This window comes from Marinomonas pontica (assembly GCF_026191375.1).
GTDB lineage: Bacteria > Pseudomonadota > Gammaproteobacteria > Pseudomonadales > Marinomonadaceae > Marinomonas > Marinomonas pontica.
The window spans coordinates 67,589-90,337 of record NZ_JAODTL010000045.1; the positions used below are offsets into that span (position 1 = coordinate 67,589).

Annotated in this window: 22 protein-coding genes, 2 pseudogenes and 1 riboswitch; of the genes and pseudogenes, 18 read left to right on the forward strand and 6 right to left on the reverse strand. The window is 44.3% G+C overall.

Annotated elements, in window-relative coordinates; all coding sequences use genetic code 11:
• The first annotated feature begins 1 nt into the window (after nt 1).
• Entirely contained in the window at nt 2-556 is a 555-nt protein-coding gene (locus tag N5P32_RS12260) for an SRPBCC family protein (RefSeq protein WP_265729338.1), read from the forward strand.
• A gap of 10 nt (nt 557-566) precedes the next feature.
• On the opposite strand, the gene N5P32_RS12265 is transcribed toward N5P32_RS12260, so the two are convergent.
• Nucleotides 567-1,619 (reverse strand): S1C family serine protease, encoded by a 1,053-nt coding sequence (locus N5P32_RS12265; RefSeq protein WP_265729339.1) that lies wholly within the window; start codon nt 1,617-1,619, stop codon nt 567-569.
• A 17-nt stretch (nt 1,620-1,636) separates the two neighbouring features.
• Here N5P32_RS12265 and N5P32_RS12270 point away from each other — a divergent pair, with 17 nt between their 5' ends.
• On the forward strand, nt 1,637-2,395 hold the full coding sequence (locus N5P32_RS12270; RefSeq protein WP_265729340.1) for a Nif3-like dinuclear metal center hexameric protein: 759 nt from the start codon (nt 1,637-1,639) through the stop codon (nt 2,393-2,395).
• 45 nt (nt 2,396-2,440) lie between these two features.
• Here N5P32_RS12270 and N5P32_RS12275 read toward each other — a convergent pair whose 3' ends face one another.
• On the reverse strand, nt 2,441-2,896 hold the full coding sequence (locus N5P32_RS12275) for a ZapG family protein (protein ID WP_265729341.1): 456 nt from the start codon (nt 2,894-2,896) through the stop codon (nt 2,441-2,443).
• Between the two features lie 128 nt (nt 2,897-3,024).
• Here N5P32_RS12275 and zapE point away from each other — a divergent pair, with 128 nt between their 5' ends.
• The 5 genes from zapE (at nt 3,025) to N5P32_RS12300 (ending at nt 6,541) form a co-directional block, all read left to right on the forward strand.
• Complete coding sequence (gene zapE / locus N5P32_RS12280; protein WP_265729342.1) at nt 3,025-4,125, forward strand: cell division protein ZapE; 1,101 nt, start codon at nt 3,025-3,027, stop codon at nt 4,123-4,125.
• A gap of 151 nt (nt 4,126-4,276) precedes the next feature.
• Nucleotides 4,277-4,705 (forward strand): 50S ribosomal protein L13, encoded by a 429-nt coding sequence (gene rplM, locus N5P32_RS12285; protein WP_012070101.1) that lies wholly within the window; start codon nt 4,277-4,279, stop codon nt 4,703-4,705.
• A 14-nt stretch (nt 4,706-4,719) separates the two neighbouring features.
• Nucleotides 4,720-5,112 carry a 30S ribosomal protein S9 gene (gene rpsI, locus N5P32_RS12290; protein ID WP_265729343.1) on the forward strand — a complete coding sequence of 131 codons (393 nt, stop codon included), beginning with the start codon at nt 4,720-4,722 and terminating at the stop codon, nt 5,110-5,112.
• Between the two features lie 322 nt (nt 5,113-5,434).
• Nucleotides 5,435-6,067 carry a glutathione S-transferase N-terminal domain-containing protein gene (locus N5P32_RS12295; protein WP_110572968.1) on the forward strand — a complete coding sequence of 211 codons (633 nt, stop codon included), beginning with the start codon at nt 5,435-5,437 and terminating at the stop codon, nt 6,065-6,067.
• Between the two features lie 90 nt (nt 6,068-6,157).
• Entirely contained in the window at nt 6,158-6,541 is a 384-nt protein-coding gene (locus N5P32_RS12300; protein WP_265729344.1) for a ClpXP protease specificity-enhancing factor, read from the forward strand.
• Nucleotides 6,542-6,658: 117 nt separating this feature from the next.
• Here N5P32_RS12300 and N5P32_RS12305 read toward each other — a convergent pair whose 3' ends face one another.
• From N5P32_RS12305 to N5P32_RS12315, 3 genes are read right to left on the reverse strand one after another with little or no spacing between them, the layout of a single operon-like run.
• Nucleotides 6,659-7,252, reverse strand: a complete 594-nt coding sequence (locus N5P32_RS12305; protein ID WP_265729345.1) for an SIS domain-containing protein — start codon at nt 7,250-7,252, stop codon at nt 6,659-6,661.
• A gap of 5 nt (nt 7,253-7,257) precedes the next feature.
• Nucleotides 7,258-7,641 (reverse strand): YraN family protein, encoded by a 384-nt coding sequence (locus tag N5P32_RS12310; RefSeq protein ID WP_265729346.1) that lies wholly within the window; start codon nt 7,639-7,641, stop codon nt 7,258-7,260.
• Nucleotides 7,592-9,367, reverse strand: coding sequence for a penicillin-binding protein activator (locus N5P32_RS12315; protein ID WP_265729347.1), 1,776 nt, complete (start codon nt 9,365-9,367; stop codon nt 7,592-7,594). Before N5P32_RS12315 ends, N5P32_RS12310 begins: the two co-directional genes overlap by 50 nt.
• 116 nt (nt 9,368-9,483) lie before the next feature.
• Here N5P32_RS12315 and rsmI point away from each other — a divergent pair, with 116 nt between their 5' ends.
• From rsmI to thiH, 6 genes and pseudogenes are all read left to right on the forward strand, one after another.
• Nucleotides 9,484-10,347 carry a 16S rRNA (cytidine(1402)-2'-O)-methyltransferase gene (rsmI, locus tag N5P32_RS12320; RefSeq protein ID WP_265729348.1) on the forward strand — a complete coding sequence of 288 codons (864 nt, stop codon included), beginning with the start codon at nt 9,484-9,486 and terminating at the stop codon, nt 10,345-10,347.
• 94 nt (nt 10,348-10,441) lie between these two features.
• Nucleotides 10,442-10,546: riboswitch (TPP riboswitch) on the forward strand.
• Between the two features lie 179 nt (nt 10,547-10,725).
• Nucleotides 10,726-12,715 (forward strand): annotated as a pseudogene (gene thiC, locus N5P32_RS12325) (phosphomethylpyrimidine synthase ThiC).
• Nucleotides 12,716-12,730: 15 nt separating this feature from the next.
• Complete coding sequence (gene thiE / locus N5P32_RS12330; protein WP_265729349.1) at nt 12,731-14,248, forward strand: thiamine phosphate synthase; 1,518 nt, start codon at nt 12,731-12,733, stop codon at nt 14,246-14,248.
• On the forward strand, nt 14,245-14,442 hold the full coding sequence (thiS, locus tag N5P32_RS12335) for a sulfur carrier protein ThiS (protein WP_265729350.1): 198 nt from the start codon (nt 14,245-14,247) through the stop codon (nt 14,440-14,442). The genes thiE and thiS overlap by 4 nt, the downstream gene beginning before the upstream one ends.
• A gap of 1 nt (nt 14,443) precedes the next feature.
• Nucleotides 14,444-15,220, forward strand: coding sequence for a thiazole synthase (locus tag N5P32_RS12340; RefSeq protein ID WP_265729351.1), 777 nt, complete (start codon nt 14,444-14,446; stop codon nt 15,218-15,220).
• Nucleotides 15,217-16,389: a 2-iminoacetate synthase ThiH gene (thiH, locus tag N5P32_RS12345; RefSeq protein ID WP_265729352.1), complete on the forward strand. Its 1,173-nt coding sequence runs from the start codon at nt 15,217-15,219 to the stop codon at nt 16,387-16,389. Before N5P32_RS12340 ends, thiH begins: the two co-directional genes overlap by 4 nt.
• Before the next feature lie 83 nt (nt 16,390-16,472).
• Here the strand turns inward: thiH and aroA are convergent.
• Nucleotides 16,473-17,749 (reverse strand): annotated as a pseudogene (gene aroA, locus N5P32_RS12350) (3-phosphoshikimate 1-carboxyvinyltransferase).
• Nucleotides 17,750-18,031: 282 nt separating this feature from the next.
• Here aroA and N5P32_RS12355 point away from each other — a divergent pair.
• The 5 genes from N5P32_RS12355 to N5P32_RS12375 all read left to right on the forward strand — a co-directional run.
• Complete coding sequence (locus N5P32_RS12355; protein WP_265729353.1) at nt 18,032-18,931, forward strand: aldo/keto reductase; 900 nt, start codon at nt 18,032-18,034, stop codon at nt 18,929-18,931.
• A 175-nt stretch (nt 18,932-19,106) separates the two neighbouring features.
• Nucleotides 19,107-19,619, forward strand: coding sequence for a putative pterin-binding protein (locus N5P32_RS12360; RefSeq protein WP_265729354.1), 513 nt, complete (start codon nt 19,107-19,109; stop codon nt 19,617-19,619).
• A gap of 88 nt (nt 19,620-19,707) precedes the next feature.
• Nucleotides 19,708-20,061, forward strand: a complete 354-nt coding sequence (locus tag N5P32_RS12365; RefSeq protein ID WP_265729355.1) for a hypothetical protein — start codon at nt 19,708-19,710, stop codon at nt 20,059-20,061.
• A gap of 157 nt (nt 20,062-20,218) precedes the next feature.
• A complete protein-coding gene (locus N5P32_RS12370) occupies nt 20,219-22,051 on the forward strand; it encodes an ATP-binding protein (protein ID WP_265729356.1) in 1,833 nt (610 codons plus the stop codon).
• Nucleotides 22,052-22,749: response regulator (locus N5P32_RS12375; RefSeq protein WP_265729357.1), on the forward strand; the 698-nt coding region annotated here is incomplete at its 3' end.

Genomic DNA, 22,749 nt, shown 5'->3' on the forward strand with positions numbered 1-22,749 from the left:
CGTGACTAAATCGTCATCGTCGCATCCAGCAGCACTGTATCAGCTGAGGAAAATAACGCGTATTTTGGCGCTGATTATTTTGCTTTTGGTGTTTGTTGGGTTCTTTTTGCCTACGGCATATCGAGTGGAGCGAAGTGTGTTAATTGGCGCTCCCAGTGATCGAGTTTACAGTGTAATGCTCAGTGGTGACTGTCTGCCAGAGTGGATGTTTATTCAGGGTGGTCATGTTGTTCAATCAGAAGGCGTTTTAAAGCAAGGTGACTCTGTCGCTTTGCAATATAACGATGTGGTTGAACAAGGAGTGTTGTCGTTTACTGATGTGTCTGCGGATCTGATTCGTTTCGATGTTCGCCCTAAGCCGAAAGTGAACCTTGTACACAATGAAATTGCATTGCAATCCAGTAATGGCGGCACTGTAGTTAAGTGGGTAATAGAAGGTGACTTGAGCGCCGGTTTACTAAGTCCATACCTTGCCTTGTTTGCTAATGACATTGCAGGTGCGAACTTCGAGCGCAGTCTTCAGCTGTTAAAAGAGCAGGTTGAACATGTTCGTTAGTCTTTAAGGGCTAATAGGTGATGCGTTGCATTGTGGGTTGTTTTTCTAGCGTGACGTTTGTTTGATAGGATTGCTGCCCACGAATGCCCACTAGTGAAATGTGTGTCCCTGGTTTTAATGACGCAATCAGTCGTCTTACTTTAAAGGGGTCTTCACTCGGATTGTTGTTAATTTCTAATATAATATCTCCCACTTCTATCCCCGCTTTTTCAGCTGGACTTTCCTTGGTTATATCACTTACGAGTAGTCCGTGAGTGGCGGGCAGTGCCAAATTCTCTGCTAAGGTTTGTGTGATTTTTTGGGCGTCCATCCCAAGGTATCCGCGCACTACTTCGCCATGTTTGATAATGCTCTCCATGACGTCGAGTGCATCGTTTACTGGGGTGGCAAAACCAATGCCTTGTGATCCGCCTGTGCTAGAGTAAATAGCGGAACTAATGCCGATAAGCTCACCCTTTAAATTCACCAATGCGCCACCAGAATTGCCTGGGTTGATAGCGGCATCGGTTTGTAAAAAATTTTCATAGGTGTTGAGGCCTATGCTGTTGCGGCCCTTTGCGCTGATGATGCCTGCGGTGACGGTTTGCCCAATACCAAATGGATTGCCAATTGCTAGAATGCGATCTCCAACGGAGACTTTGTTGCTGTCCCCCATGGTAATGCTATCTAAATTTGGTAAATCGATTTTCAAAATGGCTAGATCTGTTGAGGGGTCGGACCCAATCAATTTGGCCTCTATGCGTCTGTCATCGTGCAATGCAATGACGATGCTTTGCGCATTTTGAATAACATGATGGTTGGTTAAAATGTACCCATCTCTTGTGGCGATAACCCCTGAGCCTAAGTTGACGCTGTGTTTAACGTCATTATTAGTATTCAGCTTTTTCCGCTGGCTAACCTGAGTGAAAATGTTGACGACTGATGGTGTGGCGACAAGAACAGAGTTTGAATAACTGAAGTCAGCGATTTTTTGCTTCTCTTGTATGAGCAGTGTGGTAAGGCCTATACAAGTGCCCGCAAGAATGGAGATAATGACAGGTGTCCAGTAGTTTTTTTGGTTCATATTTTTAAGGAGTTGCTTTGCTACGCAGTGAATTTGAGTTATTGCTAAACAAGACGTTGAATCCGAGTCGTTTCAAAGATTATGCGCCCAATGGGTTGCAGGTGGAAGGGAAAAAAGACATTCAACGAGTTGTTACTGGTGTTACCGCGAGTCAGGCGTTGATTGATGCGGCGGTCGAGTATCAAGCCGATGCGATTTTTGTTCATCATGGCTATTTCTGGAAAAATGAAGACCCTAGAATTATTGGGATGAAACATCGACGTATTGCGGCTTTGATCAAAAATGACATTAACTTATATGGCTACCATTTACCATTAGATGCGCATCCTAAATTGGGTAATAACGCTGGGCTAGCGAATGCCATTGGGCTTTTGAATCGATCTGCTTTACAGCTTGGTGTGCCTATTGAGGAGTCCATTGGTATCGTCGGCGAATTGAATGAGTCAGTTTCGGCCGCTGTATTTCAAAAAAATGTTGAGTGTGCCGTGGGTCGAGACATTCTGTTTGAGTGTGTTAATGACCGTGCAATTCATCGTGTTGCGTTGTGTACTGGGGGGGCTCAAGGCTATATAGAGCAGGCGATTGAGGCTGATGCCGACGTATTTATTACGGGAGAGGTGTCTGAGCAAACAATTCATGTCGCAAGAGAGATGGGGATTCATTTTATTGCGGCTGGGCATCATGCTACAGAACGATTTGGAGCAAAGGCAATGTCAGCGTTCTTGTCCAGTCATGGGCTGGACTCTGTTTTTATTGATATAGATAACCCAGCTTGATGGCGTGATTCTTGGCATAAAAAAACGGGCGTAAAGCCCGTTTTTTTATATGGTTCGTTTGGGTTCTAGATCCAAATTTCTGTCGTCTAGACCAAAACTCTCACTCAGCATGCCTGGTTCTTTGTCTTTTTTTAGAGCGTAATCACGTGGTGGTTCGGTGATTGACGTTTCCTCTGTGTTGTTTGTGTTTGGAGTAGAAGGCGCAGCTTCAATGGTTACGCTGCTTAATTGGCTTGCGTTGCTGGCAAGGCAATTTCTTAATTCTGTTAAGCGCTTTTCAACGAAAGTAAGTTGCTCGTTACTGTCTGTAAAGAAGTTATCAATGATGACTTGTTTGTTGTCTAGTTCTTGTTGTAGCGATTTGATGGTAATGATATTTGAATTCGACGCTGTTTGTTTGCTTTGCTGTTTAGTGCTAAAGCTTTTAACAGCCAGCGTGGCAACGCAACCAACAATAATGCCAGTAATAAAGATAATAATATTGAATTCTTCTAAGTTCATGACTTTCTCCAAAAAACAGATGATCCATTATAGCGAAATCACCCCTACGATAACAGCTTGATAGGTGTTGTTTAAGTTGCAATTTGTTAGAATGAATGCAATTCACTCAATTGAACGAAAGAGCGGCGATGACACCCATTACACGTTACAAGCAAGATTTAACAAGAGAAGACTTTCATTATGATCCAGCTCAAGAAGAAGCGGTAGAGGCTCTTCAAGAATTATTTGATCGTTTAGTGGCAAGTCAGTCCAATAAACCTGCAGAAGGTATTTTTGGCCGCTTTCTTAAGAAAAAAGCCCCAGAAGTGGAACAGGGGCTGTATTTTTGGGGTGGTGTTGGGCGAGGAAAAACGTATTTGATGGATACGTTTTTTGATTGCTTACCGACGGAAAAGAAAATGCGTTTGCACTTTCATCGTTTTATGCAAATGGTTCATCAGGAACTGCGTAAATTGAATGATGTCAAAAACCCGCTGGAAATTGTGGGTAAGCAAATTTCTGCGAAAGCGCAAGTGTTGTGCTTTGACGAATTCTTTGTAACAGACATTACCGATGCAATGATTTTGGCTGGGCTGTTGGATGTGTTGTTTAAAAATGGCACGACTTTGGTTGCGACGTCCAATATTGAGCCAGATGGGCTTTATAAAAATGGATTGCAACGTGCGCGCTTCTTGCCAGCCATTGATCTGGTTAAAAAGCACACAAAAGTTATGAATGTTGATGGCGGTGTGGATTACCGATTGCGTACTTTGAAACAAGCTAAGCTTTATCATTTCCCACTAAGTGACGAGGCAGACGAGGCGTTGCATGAGCGGTTCATGAGCTTGATTTCGGATGCATCGCACATTGTTGAAGGTGGCTCTGCAGAAGTTGAAGGGCGTGATATCCCCTTACTGCGTAGTTGTGAAGGTCTTGCTTGGTTTGATATCAAGGCATTGTGTGATGGGCCAAGAAGTCAGGTTGACTATATTGAGCTTGCTCGTGTCTACAGTACAGTGATTATTTCCAATTTGCCTCAAATGGACGCGTCAAGAGATGACTTAGCGAGACGTTTTATTAACTTGGTGGATGAGTTCTATGATCGCCATGTGAAGGTGATTTTTTCTGCTGAAGTGGCGATTCCAGATATTTATACCGGTACACGCTTGGCCTTTGAATATGATCGAACGGTGAGTCGATTGCTGGAAATGCAGTCCGAAGAATACTTGTCTTTGGAGCATCGTCCGTAACACCTTTTGACTTTCAAAACAGATTGTCTTGTTGTATACTTCGCTCGCCTTTTTAAAGGTAAGTGTACGTTGATCTGATGTTTTGCATCAGGCCAACCAATAATAATAGGTATAGCGTGCCATTGAGCATGCATATTGATAGGGTTTTTTGATGAAAACTTTTACAGCTAAACCTGCTGAAGTTCGCCGCGACTGGTTCGTGGTTGATGCTGAAGGCAAAACTCTAGGTCGCTTGGCTACTGAAATTGCTCGCCGTCTACGCGGTAAGCATAAAGCGGAATACACTCCACACGTTGACACTGGTGATTACATCGTTGTTATCAATGCAGAGAAAATTCACGTTACTGGTAACAAAGCAGCTGCGAAACAATACTACCGCCACACTGGTTACCCAGGCGGCTTGCGTTCTATGAATTTCGAGAAGTTGATTGATCACGCTCCTGAGCGCGTTCTTGAAATCGCCGTAAAAGGTATGTTGCCAAAAGGTCCTTTGGGCCGTGCAATGCACAAGAAAATGAAAGTGTACGCTGGTACTGAGCATCCACATGCTGCTCAACAGCCTCAAGCCCTTAACATTTAATACGGAAGATCATTATGTCAGCTACTCAATACTACGGTACAGGTCGTCGTAAAACGTCTACCGCTCGTGTGTTCCTAAAAGCCGGTTCTGGTAACCTAGTTATCAACAACCGTTCAATTGATCAGTACTTTGGTCGTGAAACTGCTCGCATGGTTGTTCGTCAGCCTCTTGAGCTTGTTGAAGCAACTGAAAAGTTTGATGTTTACATCACTGTTAAAGGTGGTGGTATCTCTGGTCAAGCTGGTGCGATCCGTCACGGTATCACACGTGCATTGATGCAATACGATGAAACTCTACGTCGTACTCTACGTTCTGCAGGATTCGTTACTCGCGACTCTCGTGAAGTTGAACGTAAGAAAGTTGGTCTACGCAAAGCACGTCGTCGTCCTCAGTTCTCTAAGCGTTAATTTTCGCTTTGGAATTATTATCAAAACGCTTGGTGTTTTCGCCAAGCGTTTTTTTTGCTTCAAATACATACAGTGTTACTATCATTCAAATCGAATTTTCTAAGAAAAAGCGTTTGAAAAAATGTTAGAATATCGGCTTTATAAAACAAGAGTTTTATGGTTTGTATGAATCTTTTGTTTTCTAGAGCTGCGCGCTTTGTTAAAGCGTAGAAGAATTTTGAGTGTGATGAAGTTATGTAATATTTTTGTTACTTCATCTCCATATTATAGCTTGTCCTCTTTTTCGAAGAGGGCGTTGATGTTTTCAATATAGGGGTTAGACATGGGTGTTATTGCAAAGCGCTCCTCAATGACGTTCTTCTCAGATGGAGAAGATCATTACAGCCATAGAGTTCGTATTGTATTGGCTGAAAAAGCCGTCACAGTGGACATCATAGATGTAGACCCATTTAACAAGCCAGATGAATTGGCTGATGTTAATCCATACAACGAGCTTCCAGCTTTGGTTGACCGTGACTTGGTTTTGTATGAGCCAAATGTCATGATGGAATATTTGGACGAGCGTTTCCCTCATCCTCCGTTGCTTCCTGTTTACCCAGTAGCGCGTGCTGAAAGTCGTTTGTTTATGTACCGTATTCAGCGCGATTGGGCTAAATTAGTTGATCTGATTTTGACGAGTAAAGACAAAGAAGCCGTAGCTCAAGCGCAAAAAGAATTGCGTGAAGGTTTGTTAAACGTCGCGCCAATTTTTGAAGAAAAACCCTATTTCATGAGTGACGAGTTCACTATCGTGGATTGTTGTTTGGCTCCGATCTTATGGCGTCTTCCTGTGTTGGGTGTTGAGATTCCTAAAGAGCAAGCAAGAGCGCTGTATAAGTATATGGATCTTGTTTTTGCTCGCGAATCATTCCAAGAAAGCTTGTCTGAAGCTGAGCAAGAAATGCGTTTAGACTAAACCTTGATGTTTGTTGAGTTTAGTTGAGTTGCAAAAATAGGAGCCTAACCGCTCCTTTTTTTATGAAAATAATTGTGGGTGGAAATGACGATGTTACCGAAACGATCTTATTTATTGAATGCGGCTTATTCTTGGGTTGCGGATAACGATATGACGCCTTACCTTTTGGTGGATGCTGAGCAGGAAGGGGTCGTGGTGCCTACGGAGTTTATTAATGATGGGCAAATAGTGCTAAATATTAGCATGTCTGCGGTGCGTCATTTGATCATGGACAAAGATGCTGTGTCTTTCGAAGCGCGCTTTAGTGGCCGACCTATGCAGGTCTATGTTCCTATTTCTGCTGCATTAGCGCTTTATGCAAAAGAGAATGGTGATGGTCTTGTTTTTCCTGAAGAAGACTTTGATTTAGAGCCAACTCCAACTCCGACGCCGCCTGAACCTAAAAAAGGCTTTCAATTGAAAGTGGTTAAATAGTTTAACAATACAAAAAACCGCTCTTGAAGTGACCCCCAGTAATTGGATAGTCCAACTTTATGGGGTCACTTCATATGCGGTTTTTTTGTATTCAATATTTCTCGTAATTCTCTTGGGCTAGTCTTCATAGCCAAATAATTGGCGCTCCAGCAAATCCACTAAAATATGAATGACTGTGAGCTGGCATTCGTGTGTTCGGGCTGTGCCCAGTAGGTTGATTTTAATCTCGGTGTCATCTTGAGAGGTGAGTGAGGAGACATTTTTGGCTTCTGGGCTGGTGAGCGCCACTATGCTCATTTTGCGCTCGTGTGCCGCTTGAATGGCCTGAATGATGGGGGATGTATTGCCTTTGTTGGCTACCACAAACAAAATATCGCCAGGGTTTCCTAGTGCGGTTATTTGTTTAGAGAACACATCGTGATAGCTGTCATTATGCGTAATGGCCAGTAAAGCAGACCCTTCTCCGCTTAGGTTGATGGCGGGTAGTCCTGGACGTTCTCTGTCCATTCTATCCAGCATCAGGGTGCTAAAATATTGGGAGAGGTGGGATCCGGTGCTATTGCCAATGCATATGACTTTGCCCCCAGAAGCGATGCTGGTAAAGATCACCTTAGCGGCATGCTCTATATAGGGTGGTAAGCTTTCGAGTGCTTGCTGTTGTGCCTCAAAGCTTTGGGCAAATTGTGTATAGATTGCTTCTTGAAAATCCATAGTGATTAAAATACTGCTTTTAGCCAAGTTAAGTGTTGTGAGTCTATTTTTTCATCAAATAATATTGCATCGAATCGACTTGCATGGTGTTCTTTGCTGTTTTTCTGCAGCCATAATGCCGCACTGTTGCGCACTTTTTTTAGTTTGGCAGTGCTTAAGCTCTCTGCTGCGCTACCATGCATGGCGTTTGCTCTGTAACGTACTTCGATAAAGACATAAGTGTCTTTGTCTAAGAAAATTAAATCAATTTCACCCATGCGGCAGAAAAAATTTCTTTCAATAAAGCGAAGGCCTTCTTTGAGTAAATGCTTTTCAGCGACTTGCTCGGCTTTTTGGCCATTATTTTTCGATACTTTCCTTTTGTTCAAAAAATTGCTGACTGTTCGCATATACCAAATTTCCTTTTCGGTAAGTCATGATTTCAGGTCGTTTATGAAAAATGCCATTTTCATCAATGGTGATAATGCCTGTGTTTGCTGAAATTTTAGTGCTTGGCAATAGTGTAAACAGTGGGTATTTATTAGCCAGTAAATAGGAATCAGCACCAAGCGCTTGCAGTCTGCGTAAAATGTTTGAGTTTTGATTTTTGAGTACTGAGCTTAATGTGACGTTTTTGGGAGTTAGAGCGGGTAGCTCAGTAAATAAAATTCGTTCAATGTCTTCTGACTTCGTAGATTTTTCGGGAGCGCTGTCGTTCAAGGTGCTGCTGGCTAGCATTGGGATTTTGTCAGCAAAATAGAAATCCAAAAGAGGGCGGATTTGTTTTGCGTCATTTAGTTTGCCAACGTAGTAGACATAATCCAAATCTTCTCGTGATCTTGCGATGCTTTCTACGTTTGTTCCCGTCCATTGTTCAATGAGTCTCTTACGGGCAAAACTTTCATTGATCAATAACAATTTCTGGATAGCATCTTGTCGTCCTTTCGGGGTGTTGGCGTAGGACTGGTTGGAAATGATATCAACATTTTCCTTGCTGGCAGCCGCTCGAAATTCGTCACTTTGTTTTAATGCCCAAGTGTCTTGGATGCTTAATATAGCGGCCTTTTTAGCGCCTTCTTTTTTTGCAAAAGTGATGATTTCGTGAATTTCATCGTCAGCACTGAGTGAAAAATGGTACAAATTTTTAGGGTGTTGATTTATGTCCAGCTGGTTTAATGCAATAACGGGATAAGGCAGCTCTTGACGACTGACTTGAGCGACATTGTTTTTTTGCAGTGGGCCAATAATAACATCAGGCTGTTTTTCATTTGCGGCATTAAGGGCGTCTAAAACCGTTGGGAAGGCATCGATATCTACAACGCTCACCGTTGGTCTGGCTTCTTTCTGGCTGTAGTAGGTGGCAAAAAAACCATCAACTATGGCTTGAGAGGCGCGCTCGAGCTTACCGCTCATTGGCAATAATAAGACAATCTTTTGAGGTGCCATTTCTTTGACCGATGACATGATCAAAAAGTCTTGCGGTGGTGTAAGTGATGCTGGATGGTTTGGGTTGGCTGTCTGCCATTTCTCAAACATAGTGAGCTGTTGCTCGATTGATAAAGATTGATCTCGCAAAATACTGCTGATGGTTAACCAGCCATTCAGTAACGGAATATTTTGCTGTGATAGTTCATCCAGGTCGTTTTGAGAAAGGTTTTGAATGGCTGTCCATAATTTGGCTTGATTCTCATCGCCCTCGTTCAATGGCAAGTTGTACGTTAGATCCATGCGTAGGCGAACCGCATCAGACCAATTTCCAAAGTACTCCAATAAAGACGCTTTCGACTCTTTTAGAATGTTTTGATTATCTGGATGACGCGCGGCAGGCAAGGTATCGGCTTGCTCTAAATAGTGCATTGCGTCTGTCGCGTTGTCTAAATAAGCGGCGGTTTGTGCTGCCAATAGATAAGCGTTGAATTGTATTGAGGAGGTGGTTGGTAAAACATCGCTCTCTAACAGGTCTAGGGCTTTCTGAAATTCACCTTGCTCATAAAACGTTTTTGCCGAAGTGTAGTTCGCCGCTAAGGCGTCCGAAACGTCGGAGCTTTTCCTTGGGTGGTAGATGCTTGGAGGCAGTGTGTTTTCTACTGGGGTATTCACAGTGGCTTTTTGAGCTTGGGGTTGTGGCTGTTCCATATTTAAATTCATGGAATTACAGGCGCTTAGCAGCAAACTACAAAGAGTTAATGGTATGATGCGGTAATTAATGAGGCTCATAAGCTTATATAAAAGTGACAAATAAAAGAGGCAACATGGTACCACATAGTTCTGATGATGCGAGAGGGTCGCTGTACATAGTTGCGACCCCAATTGGTAATCTAGACGATTTCAGTAAACGAGCTGAGCAAACTTTACGGGGTGTAGATTATATCGCCGCAGAAGACACACGTCATACTCGGCGTTTACTCAACCACTTTGGTATTGAGGCTAAGCTATTTTCTATTCATGACCACAATGAAAAAGACAAAGCGGACTATGTTGCGAGTTTATTGGATGAAGGTAAGAGTGTTGCTTTGGTGTCCGATGCTGGCACGCCATTGATATCCGATCCTGGCTATCATGTCGTACATGCTTTGCGTGAAAAGGGTCACAAAGTCATGCCGATTCCTGGAGCTTGTGCTTTGATCGCTGCGTTATGCGCTTCAGGTTTGCCGACCGATCAATTCTTTTTTGCAGGTTTTGTCCCGGCTAAATCAAAAGGACGTTGTGACCTTTTTGAATCATGGAAAACGCAAGCGGGGACGGTGATTTTTTATGAATCAACGCACCGAGTCTATGACTCCATTGCCGATGTGCAAAAAGTGTACGGTGACGATGCCCAATTGGTTTTGGCACGCGAAGTCACAAAAACCTTTGAGACATTCTTGTCCGGCACGGCGTCTGAGATTCTTGCTATGTTCGACGAAGATGCGAACCAAATGCGTGGTGAGTTCGTGGTCATGCTGAGTTTTACGCAAGAGAGCGGCAACGAAGCGGAATTAGAAGCGAAGCGTATTTTGACGATTTTGTTAGAAGATTTACCGGTTAAGCAAGCGGCAGCGATGGCAGCAAAATTAACTGGTGAGAAGAAAAACTCTCTTTATAAAATGGCCTTGGAAATGCAGGGCGCTGAATGATGTCAGGTTGGCACTTTAGACTGGGTTGATGATCGTTTTAAACAGACGGACAAAAAATCCGTGTTTACTTGGCGATCATAGTGAGTATACTCAGCTCTACTTGTCGGAGTGCCATTTGGCTGAGATCGCATAATTAAATGCGGGATCCGCAGAACCTGATCGGGCTAATACCCGCGTAGGAAACAAGAAAGTCTCCATTTTTTCTTATCTGCATCGAATGAACTCCTGATTTTTATGGATTCGATGCGGCCTTATTGTATTAGCCTCTTCCTCTATAATTTCAGGGTTCGTGTTTTGCAATGAACGCCTAAAGTGCGTTCGTGCGCTAAACAGCACCCGGACAAGCAATTCTCCATTTTTATAATAAGGGAAGAGCTCATGTCGACCACGAATGAATTCAATAATAAACCTGTAACCATTTCTAAAAAACAGTCTCGTGAAGAGTCACGCCAAGCGGCAAAATCTTTCATTGAATCTTTACAAGCCAAGCCTTTTCCCGCGTCTGAACGCATTTATTTGACAGGCACAGACGATTCCATTCGCGTCCCTATGCGCAAGATCAATTTGACCGATACGCCAATTGGATCAGATCCTGATAATCTAACGTTTGAACCCAATGAAGCGATCTATGTTTACGATTGCTCTGGCCCTTATGCGGATCCTCAAGAACACATTGACGTTTATCGTGGTTTAGCACCAATGCGTGCTTCATGGATCGAAAAGCGTGGAGACACGGAAGTATTGCCTAGTGTGTCATCAGAATTCGCGCAGTCACGATTGGCCAATTCGGCACTGGATGACTTGCGTTTTAAAGCGTTGCCAACAGTCCGTAAGGCACGCCAAGGTAAATGTGTCACGCAAATGCATTACGCCCGTCAAGGAATCATCACACCAGAAATGGAATACATCGCGCTGCGTGAAAACCAGAATATCGACGCGATTAAAAGTGAATTGTTATTGAAGCAGCATCCTGGTCAAAGCTTTGGCGCGAACCTTCAAACGCGCATAACGCCAGAATTTGTCCGCGAAGAAGTCGCAAAAGGCCGCGCTATCATTCCAAATAACATCAATCACCCTGAATCTGAACCCATGATCATTGGTCGTAACTTCTTAGTAAAGGTGAACGCCAACATCGGTAACTCTGCTGTGACGTCTTCCATTGAAGAGGAAGTTGAAAAGCTAGTGTGGTCGACTCGCTGGGGTGCGGATACCGTGATGGATTTATCGACGGGGAAAAATATTCATGAAAACCCGCGAGTGGATTTTGCGAAACTCACCTGTGCCCATAGGTACCGTACCGATTTATCAAGCATTAGAAAAAGTAGACGGTGTCGCGGAAGATCTTAACTGGGATGTTTTTCGCGATACTCTGATTGAACAAGCGGAGCAGGGAGTCGATTATTTCACCATTCATGCCGGTGTTTTGTTGCGTTATGTGCCAATGACGGCCAAGCGTCTGACAGGGATTGTGTCTCGTGGTGGCTCTATCATGGCGAAGTGGTGTTTGGCTCACCACAAAGAAAGCTTTTTATACGAACGCTTCCGAGAAATTTGCAAACTTTGTGCGGAATACGACGTGGCCTTGTCATTGGGTGACGGCTTACGTCCGGGTTCAATTATGGACGCCAACGACGAAGCGCAAATGTCGGAACTCCGTACCTTGGGCGAATTAACAAAAATTGCTTGGGAATATGATGTGCAAGTCATGATCGAAGGTCCTGGGCACGTACCGATGCAGTTGATCGAAGAGAACATGACGGAGCAGCTGAAACATTGTCATGAAGCTCCGTTTTATACCTTGGGGCCTTTAACCCAAGATATCGCTCCAGGTTACGATCACATTACGTCTGGCATTGGGGCGGCGCAAATTGGTTGGTACGGTTGCGCCATGTTGTGTTACGTGACCCCCAAAGAGCACTTAGGTTTGCCAAACAAAGAAGACGTAAAAGAGGGTTTGATTACCTATAAAATCGCGGCTCATGCAGCGGACTTAGCCAAAGGGCATCCGGGCGCTCAAATTCGCGATAACGCTCTTTCTAAAGCTCGCTTCGAATTTCGCTGGGAAGACCAGTTCAACTTATCCTTAGATCCTGAAACGGCGCGTTCTTATCATGACGAAACCTTGCCGCAAGCGTCAGGCAAGGTTGCGCATTTCTGTTCCATGTGCGGGCCCAAGTTCTGTTCAATGAAGATTACTCAAGAAGTGCGTGATTATGCGAAAGGGCTGGAAGACGCACAAGCCATTGATGTGAGTGCTTTAGAGGCAAGTGATGCGGAAGCAGGTATGCAGCAAATGTCAGAGCAATTTCGTGAGTTAGGCAGTGATGTCTATTTAACCACGGATAAAATTCAAGAAAAGTCGCTGTAAGAGCCAGGAGGATTTATGACTATAAAGCCTCCTGTTATCTGGTGTGTGGGGGGATCGGATTCATCTGCCCATGCTGGATTGCAAGCGGATTTACGCACCGGACAAGATTTAGGTTGTCATGTACAAACGATCGTCACTTGTATTACGGCGCAAAACTCTAAGGAAGTGCAGTCTGTCGAAGCAGTGTCGTTGGCGATGTTTAATCGGCAATGGCAGGCTTTGCTTGACGATGTGCCGCCAAACGCCATCAAGGTGAGCTTATTGCCTACTATTGAGTTGGTGAAGGCATGCGCTCATTGGTTAAGGAAAATGAAAGCCGACTTTCCTCAAGTATCGATCGTGTTTGACCCCGTTATGGCGGCCAGCAGTGAATTGGGAAATCGCCTGCAAAGTACGTCTGTGGGAGTGTGCCTATTACAAAACTTGTTGGCGCAGGTAGATGTAATTACGCCCAACCTTATGGAGTTTGAAACACTGACCGGCGTCTCTGGCGAGCAATCCATTGAAAAGATACATCGTCAGCTTGCTGCGTATTTTGCCTTGTCGCCGTCGCGCTGGTTATTAAAAGGCGGGCATGGGGTGTCAGATCAGTCGACTGATTGGTTGTTAGATGTGAATTCGATGGTGGGATTTGTCAGTCCGCGATTGTCGGTGAGCAATACACGAGGCACAGGTTGTACTTTATCGACGGCGTTAGTAAGTTTTATGGCTCATGGTTACGATCTTTTAGACGCAATGACCATGGCAAAGGCGTACATCACTGGGGCATTAAAAACGGGTGTTCAAATTGGGAAAGGAGCGGGGCCATTAGGAAGACCCGGTTGGCCGTTGCAAATTGACAACCTCCCTGAGATTGTTTCACCCAATATGAACGCACAGACCTCGACAAACTTGCCTTTTGCCAAGATGGACCTCAATAAAATGGGTTTGTATCCCGTGGTTGATTCCGTGGAATGGCTAGCATTAGTGCTAAAACAAGGGGTGAAAATTGCCCAATTGCGGATTAAGGACCCTCATGATGTAGATCTTGAATCACATATTCAGCAGGCCATCGCGTTAGGTATTGAGCACGACGCCCAAGTTTTCATTAATGATTATTGGCAATTGGCGATTGAGTGTGGTGCTTACGGTGTGCACCTTGGACAAGAGGATCTTGATGTGGCCGATTTGGTACAAATCCAAGCGGCGGGTTTGCGACTTGGTATCAGTACACATGGGTATTATGAAATTGCCCGAGCGCAATCTATCCAACCAAGTTACATCGCGTTAGGTCATATTTTTCCAACGCAAACCAAAGACATGCCGTCTCAGCCGCAAGGTTTAACTCGTCTTGCGCATTATGCAACGTTACTAAAAGGCGTGGTTCCTACCGTGGCTATTGGTGGTATCAGTGCTGAGCGGTTAACGGCGGTGGCGCAAACAGGAGTGGACAGTGTGGCGTTAGTGACAGCCATTACGCGTGCTGAGAATCCAGAATCCGCTACTCGATCACTACAGGCGTCGTTCGAATGCCGTAACGAGGTGTGGCTATGAAAATTATGCTGAATGACGCGCCATGTGATTTTTTAGGCCACACTCTTTTGGATTTGTTGAGGTATCTGGGTAAAAGGGAGCAGGGTATTGCTATTGCGATTAATCAACAAGTCGTGCCAAAGAGTTTATGGGCAAGTACTGAATTGAACGAACACAGTCAGGTGTTTATTTTTGAGTCTATTGCTGGAGGCTAACATGTCGTCTTTTTTTATTGCTGGGCACGAATTTCACTCCCGGCTTTTTACTGGTACTGGTAAGTATGCCAGTGCGAACACCATGATGGATTCTTTGATTGCCAGCAAGAGCGAATTGGTGACTTTGTCTTTACGTCGTATGGATCTCAAGCAGCAAACGGATAATATTCTTCAACCCTTACAACAGCATTGCATGAAACTTTTGCCAAATACCTCTGGGGCAAGAACAGCAAAAGAGGCCGTTTTTGCGGCGGAGCTTGCTAGAGAGGCACTGGAAACGAACTGGGTTAAATTAGAGATTCATCCTGACCCGCGTTATTTGATGCCAGATGGCATGGAAACCTTGTTGGCAGCCGAAGAGTTGATCAAGAAAGGCTTTGTGGTGATGCCCTATGTGCACGCAGATCCCGTACTTTGCAAACGCTTAGAAGAGGTGGGGTGTCAATGTGTGATGCCGCTGGGCTCACCTATTGGTTCCAATATGGGGTTGGCAAGTCGACCATTTCTGGAAATTATCATTGAGCAAAGTACGGTGCCCGTGATCGTAGATGCGGGTATTGGTGCACCTTCAGATGCCGCCTTGGCGTTAGAGATTGGCGCCGATGCAGTGTTGGTCAATACGGCAATGGCGGTCGCTAGACAGCCTGCACAAATGGGAAAGGCCTTTCGGCTTGCTGTCGAGGCTGGGCGTATGGCGTATGAATCTGGCTTGGGGGAGCGAAGAGTGCAAGCACAAGCGACGAGCCCATTAACCGAGTTTATTGGGGCCTTGTCATGATGAATGAGCGTGTTCAAAACGTTCGCTTGTTAGAGCAAAGCCCAGCCGTGCCAGGGCAGTTTAGTGAATGTGTTGAAAATACGGATTGGCATGACGTTACGCGCTGTCATCAAGAGAAAACAGAGCACGATGTGTTGCGAGCCTTGAGCAAGAATAAGTTAGATGTCGAGGATTTCGCTGCGTTGATTTCGCCTGCAGCAGAGCCATATTTATTCGATATGGTGGCGAAAAGTGAACAACTGACTTTGCAACGGTTTGGAAATACGCTGAGTCTGTTTGCACCTTTGTACTTGTCCAACACCTGTGCCAATGAATGCACTTATTGTGGCTTTTCTATGAGTAACGCCATTAAACGCTTAACGCTAAATGAATCGCAATTAGCAAAGGAAGTGACGGCGATTAAAGCAAAAGGTTTTGATCATATTCTCTTGGTAACAGGCGAGACCAACAAGGTATCTATGCCGTATTTTGAGCGCATGATTCCACTAATCAAACCGCATTTTAGCCAGCTGTCTATGGAAGTACAGCCATTGGACACAGACGAATACAAGCAGCTGCAGACTATTGGTTTGGATGGTGTGTTGGTTTATCAAGAAACCTATCGGCGTACAACGTATTTGGAGCATCACTTACGCGGCAACAAGTCAAACTTCAATTATCGCTTGGATGCCCCCGATCGAATTGGTCAAGCGGGTATTCATAAGATTGGCTTGGGTGTATTGCTTGGCTTGGAAGACTGGCGTACTGATTCTGTCATGATGGCGCATCATTTGCGGCATTTGCAAAAGCGCTATTGGCGCAGTCGTTTCAGTGTGGCGTTCCCGCGTATTCGTCCTTGCGAGGGAGGCATAGTACCCAAGTCGGTAATTTCTGATCGTCAATTGGTTCAATTGATTGCGGCCTGGCGATTGTTTGATCGAGACTTGGAAATGAGCTTGTCTACTCGCGAATCCCCTGAATTCCGCCATCATGCCGTTAGAATGGGGTTTACTACCATGAGTGCGGAATCTAAGACGCAACCAGGAGGATATGCAGAGGACTCCCAAGAAGCCCTTGAGCAATTTGAAATCAGTGATGAACGACCGGTCTCTGACATTATGGCTATGATTCGTCAACAAGGCCGTGAAGTGGTGTGGAAAGATTGGGATCCTGCGCTGTCACAGGGTTGAGGGATTCAATTGGATGTATTCAACCGACATAACACGTTATGTGCGTAATGCGGCCCCAGCCGTGAAAGCTGGGGCTTTTTTGCTTAGCTGGCTACGGTATTAAATAGCTCAAAATACGTTGGGAAAGTTTTTGAGGTACAGCCAGGGTCGTTAATGGTAACAGGGGTGTCTGAAAAGGCGACCAGAGAAAAACACATGGCAATACGGTGGTCATTGTAGGTATCAATGGCGGCGTTTTGCAGCTTTGGCACTGGTGTTACCGTAATAAAGTCTTCCCCTTCGATAACCTCGGCGCCGAGTTTTTTCAGCTCTGTTGCCATGGCGTACAAACGGTCTGTTTCTTTTACTCGCCAGTTATAAATGTTGCGAATTGTTGTGGTGCCTTTTGCGAATAAAGCCGTTGTTGCAATCGTCATCGCTGCATCAGGGATGTGGTTCATGTCTAAGTCAACGCCGTTTAATTCATTGTGCTCGGCTTCTATCCAAGTTGGCCCATAGGTGATTTTGGCACCCATTTGCGCTAGTACATCAGCGAATTTCACGTCGCCCTGTACGCTGTCTGTGCCTACACCGTGAACTTTGATTTTGCCACCCGCGATGGCTGCAGCAGCAAGGAAGTATGATGCAGAAGACGCATCGCCTTCGACCATGATTTCGCCTGGGCTTTGGTAAGTTTGCTGACCTTTTACCACGAATGCTTGGTAATTCTGGTTTTCCACTTCCACACCAAATTGTTTCATCGCGTGCAGGGTGATGTCGATGTATGGTTTAGACACCAACTCACCATCAACGTTGATGGTGAGATCGTTTTTTGCGAGTGGTGCGCTCATTAGGATAGCGGTTAGGAATTGGCTTGAAATATTGCCTTTAATGGATACTTCGCCACCAGATAAACCGTTTGCCTTGATACACAATGGCGGGTAGTTTTTCTCACCTTCGTAAGCAATGTCCACGCCCAATGCTTGTAACGCGTCCACGAGGTCACCAATAGGGCGTTCGTGCATGCGAGGTTCGCCGTGCAAGTGGAACTCTCCTTACCTAAGCAAAGCGCCGCAGTTAAAGGTCGCATTGCGGTGCCTGCATTGCCAAGGAATAGATCGCCGAAATCCGCTTTGATCGGCCCGCCAAGGCCTTCTAATACGCAGGTCGTGCCATTGTCTTCAATAGTGTAGTTCACGCCTAATTTGGTTAGGCTCTCTAGCATGTGGCGAATGTCGTCACTGTCTAATAAATTGGTGATTTTCGTAGTGCCCTTTGCCAAAGTGGCTAGCAACAAGATGCGATTTGAAAGGCTTTTGGAACCCGGAATTTGGATCTCTCCATTGGCTTTGGAAAGAGGGCCTAGCGTAATTGAATTCATTATTAAGTCCATCACAGTGGTGTTATGTAGATTGTTTGCTGTTTGTGTTTAATGCGTGTCGCTGCGAGTAAATTATAAGTGTTCGATATTGCGCAAATTGTGTCCGTTTGTTGTGTGGTCGCGTCACTCTATTTAAAGAGGTCAGTCTTGAATGCCAATTAGTATACCTTTGATGGTGGGTTGTGTCAGTTATGTCAATCAACGCGTCGTGCTATTTTTTAGCACGCATCGCCTTTAGAATAAGGCGCATTAAAATAATGATGTCATTAAAGGAGTCAATTTATGAGGCACCAATATCACCCTTTAGGGTTTGAAGGTTCGCGTATCGCTCAGGGTTTTTGGCGAATGAATGAATGGGGCATGTCTGCAACGGACTCATTGGGTTTTATCGAGGCGTGTTTGGATTTGGGTGTGACGACCTTTGATCATGCGGATATTTATGGTGATTATCAGTGTGAAGCTTTGTTTGGCGATGCGTTAAAGTGCAAACCTGCATTACGGGATAAAATGGAGATAGTCACTAAATGTGGGATTTTACTACCGTCTTATAATCGACCAGACATTCAAGTGTATCGGTATGATTATCGCTCTGAGCATATAATAGCGAGTGTTGATCGCTCTTTGGCAAACCTACAATGCGAATACATAGACACCCTGTTGTTGCATCGACCAAGCCCTTTAATGGACGCCGATGAAATCGCACAAGCCTTTGATTTGCTGTTTACTCTTGGCAAGGTGAAGCATTTTGGTGTGTCTAATTTCACGACACGACAATTTGATTTGTTGCAATCACGTCTAGACGCGCCGCTGATTATTAATCAGGTTGAGCTGTCACCGTTGGCGTTGCAGCACTTTGAAGATGGAACGTTAGATCATGCTCAGCAACATGCGGTGACGCCAATGGCGTGGTCGCCATTGGCGGGCGGTGAGTTATTTTCTGCAAAAAGTGAAAAAGCGGTTCGGGTGTTGGCTGTGTTAACGGAATTAGCAGCAAGTAAAGCGTGTTCGGTAGATCAAATTGTCATTGCCTGGTTGCTACGACATCCATCAGAAATTTGTCCGGTGATGGGCTCGGGAAAAATTGAACGATTGGCGTCGCTGGCTGGCGCACAGTCGCTGACGTTGACTGATGATGACTGGTTCCGTATTTGGATAGCGTCTCAGGGGCAGTCTGTTCCTTAATGTTTCGTAAGTCTATGTTTTACTATTTAAAAGCCGCAATTGCGGCTTTTTTTGTATCGGATGTTTTAGCTTTGTTTTTGTCGGTGTAGAAAGTGTGTTGTTTCGTAAGGTGTGACTGAAATTCCTTTTTTATTCTTTATACTTGCGCGATTCAAACTATTGTAGGTGGCATTAAATGAAACAGTACATTGCTATGGGGTTAGTCGTTTTAAGTGGTCTTTTTGTTTTTGATGCTGTGCACGCGCAGGATCTTCCTAAACCAAAAGGTAAAGTGATTCTGACGGTTTCTGGCAGCATCAAAAACACAAATACCGATGCAAACACGGCAGAATTTGACCGTGAGATGTTGTTGAACTTGGAAGTCAGGGAGCTGAATACAGGAACGCCATGGAGTGAAGGGGTTGACTCATACCGTGGTCCATTGTTGCGTTCTTTAATGGCGGCAGTAGGTGCGCAAGCGGGTAATTTGTCTGTAACGGCATTGAATGATTATAGTGCTGTTGTGCCTAGTCAAGACGGCGAGGATTACAATGTTATTTTAGCGATGGATTTAAATGGCACTCCTATGTCAGTTCGTAATAAAGGGCCATTGTTCCTTTTGTATCCATTTAATGAGTTGCCCAGCTTGAACAATGAAGTGATTCATAATCGGTCTGTTTGGCAAATTAAATCCATTCGTGTCGAGTAACGAACGAAATGCAATCTAACGTGACCCTTACACCGCGAGACATAAACCGAAGAAAATCATCGCCATTTTGGATTTTGTTGGTGGCGGCATGCCTATTTATGGGCGCTTCGGTGTTGATTTTTTTGAATTGGTTGACCGTCAAAAGGTCATTATGTCTGCGGTTGAGGAAGATGCGTTATGGGCGTCTTACCAGTTAGATAGAGAGTCACTGAAGCTAAGAAACGCGTTGAAATTGCTGGAAGAAGATTTCAATGAGGGGCGTTTAGATGAAGCCAGAATGAGGTTTGATATTTTGTACAGCCGAATTCATGTGTTAGAGACAGGCCAGTTAAACGACATCTTCAGTCGTCTACCTGACTCTGAAACACTGTTAAGTTTTTTGCAAAGCAAGATGGCTGAAATGGACGTTCTTCTTTTTCAGATTCTCCGATGGACACGGTGAATACCATCTTAAATCAAAGCGATGAATTGCTAAAAAAACAGAAGAGGTTGTGCTTAAAACACTGGCGTCTAGGTCGCGACAAAAGGTCCTAGAGAGAAATGACTCGTTAGGGTTGTTTTTGTATTTGGGGTCGCTGATTGCTTTATTGACCTTTACAATGATTTTTATTATCGCGATGCTGTTTAAACAGCTGAAAGTAGCAAGAAAATCATTTGAGAAATCGCAAAAGTTAGCCGTTGAATTAGAGTCTGCAGTGCACTCGGCGGAAAAAGCATTGAAAGTGAAAACGGAATTTTTGGCAACGATGAGCCATGAAATCCGCACTCCAATGAACGTCATTATTGGGTTTAGTTATTTGTTGCTTGATGATTCTTTGGACAAAAAACAACGAGAAAAAGTAGTCAAAATCCAAAAATCGGCTGACGGTCTGTTAGCGATCATTAATGGAATTTTAGACTTTTCGAAAATTGAGTCTGGCAAGCTGGAGTTAGAGTCTGAAGTCTATAATCTAGATGAAGTTTTGGATTATGTTTACTACAGTAATGAGGAGGCCGCTAAGTCAAAAAAACTAGATTTTCTCATAAGCCGTGACTTTTCCATTAGCAATCAGCTCATTGGTGACAAGGTTAGGCTTCAGCAAATTTTGCTCAATATTGTGAGTAACGCCATTAAGTTCACTCATGCAGGGTCTGTGAGAATGTCATTCAGTTTACTTGGTGATGAATTACACATCGAAATAAAGGATACCGGGGTTGGAATCCCTGATGGTGTGGATGTGTTTGATGTATTTCAGCAAGCCGACAGCAGTACCACTCGGCTTTATGGCGGTACAGGGTTAGGTTTAAGCATTACTCAGCGGTTGGTTGCATTGTTAGGTGGTCAAATTTCTTATGAAAGTACGTTGGGTGAAGGGTGTGTTTTCCATGTACGACTGCCTTATCGGCCTAACAAAGACGTCAGTGGCGTTGAGTTAGAGGCTATTAAGGTCACTTTATTGCATGAAGATGCTGAATTAGGTCCATTGTTTGCCTCTCTCAACATTCCCAATGAAACGGTAAACGCATTTAGCGTTTTGGAGGCTGAGTGCCCTATTGTGGTGAGTGGTAACTGGTATCGTAGCCAAACGGTATTGCAGGATAAAGCGGCCGCTTATTTGGAACAAAAGGCCGTGTTCATTGGAAGTCATATTTCGTTTTTAAAGGGTTCCTCAACAACGGGCCTTGTTACACCTTCGAACTTTAAAAATATTTTGTTTTCACAGAAGTCAAAAGACGATGCTACGGCAAGCGAGATAAACGCTAAACCCAGCCATAAAGAAGACGCGCTCCGAAATAAAGTCATTCTTTTGGCGGAGGACAATAAGATTAATGCGAACATTGCCATTGCGATATTGAAAAAAGTGGGCGCGAAAGTCGATTGGGTTGAAAATGGTCAATTGGCGTGTGAAAAAATCCTTTCGGGCACATACGACTTAATTCTCATGGATATTAGGATGCCGATCATGGATGGTTATCAAGCAAGTCAAAATATTGCGAATGTTTTACAAGAACGTAAACCGCCGATTTTGGTGTTAACCGCGGACACATTTAATATGGAGCCAAGTAGCTTCGCTTCTTACGGCATTGATGACTTTCTGTTCAAACCCCTCGATCCGTATTTGTTGATCGACAAAATTGATACTTGGGTATCAAAAGTGGGTAGAGGTTCTTCTAGTGCTCGCACAACGCAAGTAGGTCAGGGAAACCGTGGTGCGATTGATATTGTTGACATTATTAGGCAACTTGAAAAGCTGGAAACCTGTTTGATGGAAGGCCATTTGAATTCTGAAAAAATGATTGAAGATATCGTTGCGTGTTGTGGTGATATTGAGGGCGTGGATGAGCTGAAGTTGGCGATGCATGATGTGGCCTCGTACGATTATCATGATGCAATGTCAAAGGTTGCCATGTTCAAGAAAAGCTTACATTGCGACAGTTTAGAGGGAAATTAAGTGACTAATATAGCGGAAATAGACAGCAAAATGCAGTTGCAAGACAAGCGTGTACTTATCGTTGACGATGTACCAAGAAACATAGATTTGTTGAAGGATATTTTGTCTGAAAGATATCAGGTTCAAATTGCCAAAAGTGGCAAAGTGGCGTTAGACATTATAGAGCGCACCATGCCTGATATCATATTGTTGGACATTATGATGCCAGATATGAATGGGTTTGAAGTGTGCGAAAAGGTGAAGGCGAACCCTAAAACAGCGGATATCCCCGTGATTTTTTTAACCGCTGTAACCGATGCACAACATGAACAAAAAGGGTTTGATTTAGGGTGTGTGGATTTTATTACCAAGCCGATCACACCACTCACTACGCTTTCTCGAGTCGCAACTCACCTAAAGTTAGCAGAAGATAATTTGCGAAATAAACGCATCATTGAACACAGAACCAGAGAATTGGATGATGCTCTAGAGTCGGCTATTGGTATGCTAGGTGAGGTGAGTCAGTTGAACGATACTGACACTGGGGTTCACATGTGGCGAATGGCCGATTACAGTGCGGCATTAGCAAAAGAGATTGGCTGGGATGATGCTAAGGTTGAGCTATTAAAACTGGCAGCGCCATTGCACGATACTGGGAAAGTGGGCATTCCACACGCCATCTTGAAGTCGCCGAATAAGCTGACAGAAGATGAATGGGA

Bases quoted from the DNA above. Each gene is read 5' to 3' on its own strand.
- N5P32_RS12305 (WP_265729345.1), bottom strand. From the start codon at position 7,252: ATGGATTTTCAAGAAGCAATCTATACACAATTTGCCCAAAGCTTTGAG.
- N5P32_RS12365 (WP_265729355.1), top strand. From the start codon at position 19,708: ATGCCTATTTATGGGCGCTTCGGTGTTGATTTTTTTGAATTGGTTGAC.
- zapE (WP_265729342.1), top strand. From the start codon at position 3,025: ATGACACCCATTACACGTTACAAGCAAGATTTAACAAGAGAAGACTTT.
- N5P32_RS12265 (WP_265729339.1), bottom strand. From the start codon at position 1,619: ATGAACCAAAAAAACTACTGGACACCTGTCATTATCTCCATTCTTGCG.
- rsmI (WP_265729348.1), top strand. From the start codon at position 9,484: ATGGTACCACATAGTTCTGATGATGCGAGAGGGTCGCTGTACATAGTT.
- thiE (WP_265729349.1), top strand. From the start codon at position 12,731: ATGACTATAAAGCCTCCTGTTATCTGGTGTGTGGGGGGATCGGATTCA.
- thiS (WP_265729350.1), top strand. From the start codon at position 14,245: ATGAAAATTATGCTGAATGACGCGCCATGTGATTTTTTAGGCCACACT.
- N5P32_RS12355 (WP_265729353.1), top strand. From the start codon at position 18,032: ATGAGGCACCAATATCACCCTTTAGGGTTTGAAGGTTCGCGTATCGCT.
- N5P32_RS12310 (WP_265729346.1), bottom strand. From the start codon at position 7,641: ATGCGAACAGTCAGCAATTTTTTGAACAAAAGGAAAGTATCGAAAAAT.
- N5P32_RS12370 (WP_265729356.1), top strand. From the start codon at position 20,219: ATGATTTTTATTATCGCGATGCTGTTTAAACAGCTGAAAGTAGCAAGA.
- N5P32_RS12275 (WP_265729341.1), bottom strand. From the start codon at position 2,896: ATGAACTTAGAAGAATTCAATATTATTATCTTTATTACTGGCATTATT.
- thiH (WP_265729352.1), top strand. From the start codon at position 15,217: ATGATGAATGAGCGTGTTCAAAACGTTCGCTTGTTAGAGCAAAGCCCA.
- N5P32_RS12300 (WP_265729344.1), top strand. From the start codon at position 6,158: ATGTTACCGAAACGATCTTATTTATTGAATGCGGCTTATTCTTGGGTT.
- rpsI (WP_265729343.1), top strand. From the start codon at position 4,720: ATGTCAGCTACTCAATACTACGGTACAGGTCGTCGTAAAACGTCTACC.
- N5P32_RS12295 (WP_110572968.1), top strand. From the start codon at position 5,435: ATGGGTGTTATTGCAAAGCGCTCCTCAATGACGTTCTTCTCAGATGGA.
- N5P32_RS12360 (WP_265729354.1), top strand. From the start codon at position 19,107: ATGAAACAGTACATTGCTATGGGGTTAGTCGTTTTAAGTGGTCTTTTT.
- N5P32_RS12340 (WP_265729351.1), top strand. From the start codon at position 14,444: ATGTCGTCTTTTTTTATTGCTGGGCACGAATTTCACTCCCGGCTTTTT.
- N5P32_RS12315 (WP_265729347.1), bottom strand. From the start codon at position 9,367: ATGGAACAGCCACAACCCCAAGCTCAAAAAGCCACTGTGAATACCCCA.
- rplM (WP_012070101.1), top strand. From the start codon at position 4,277: ATGAAAACTTTTACAGCTAAACCTGCTGAAGTTCGCCGCGACTGGTTC.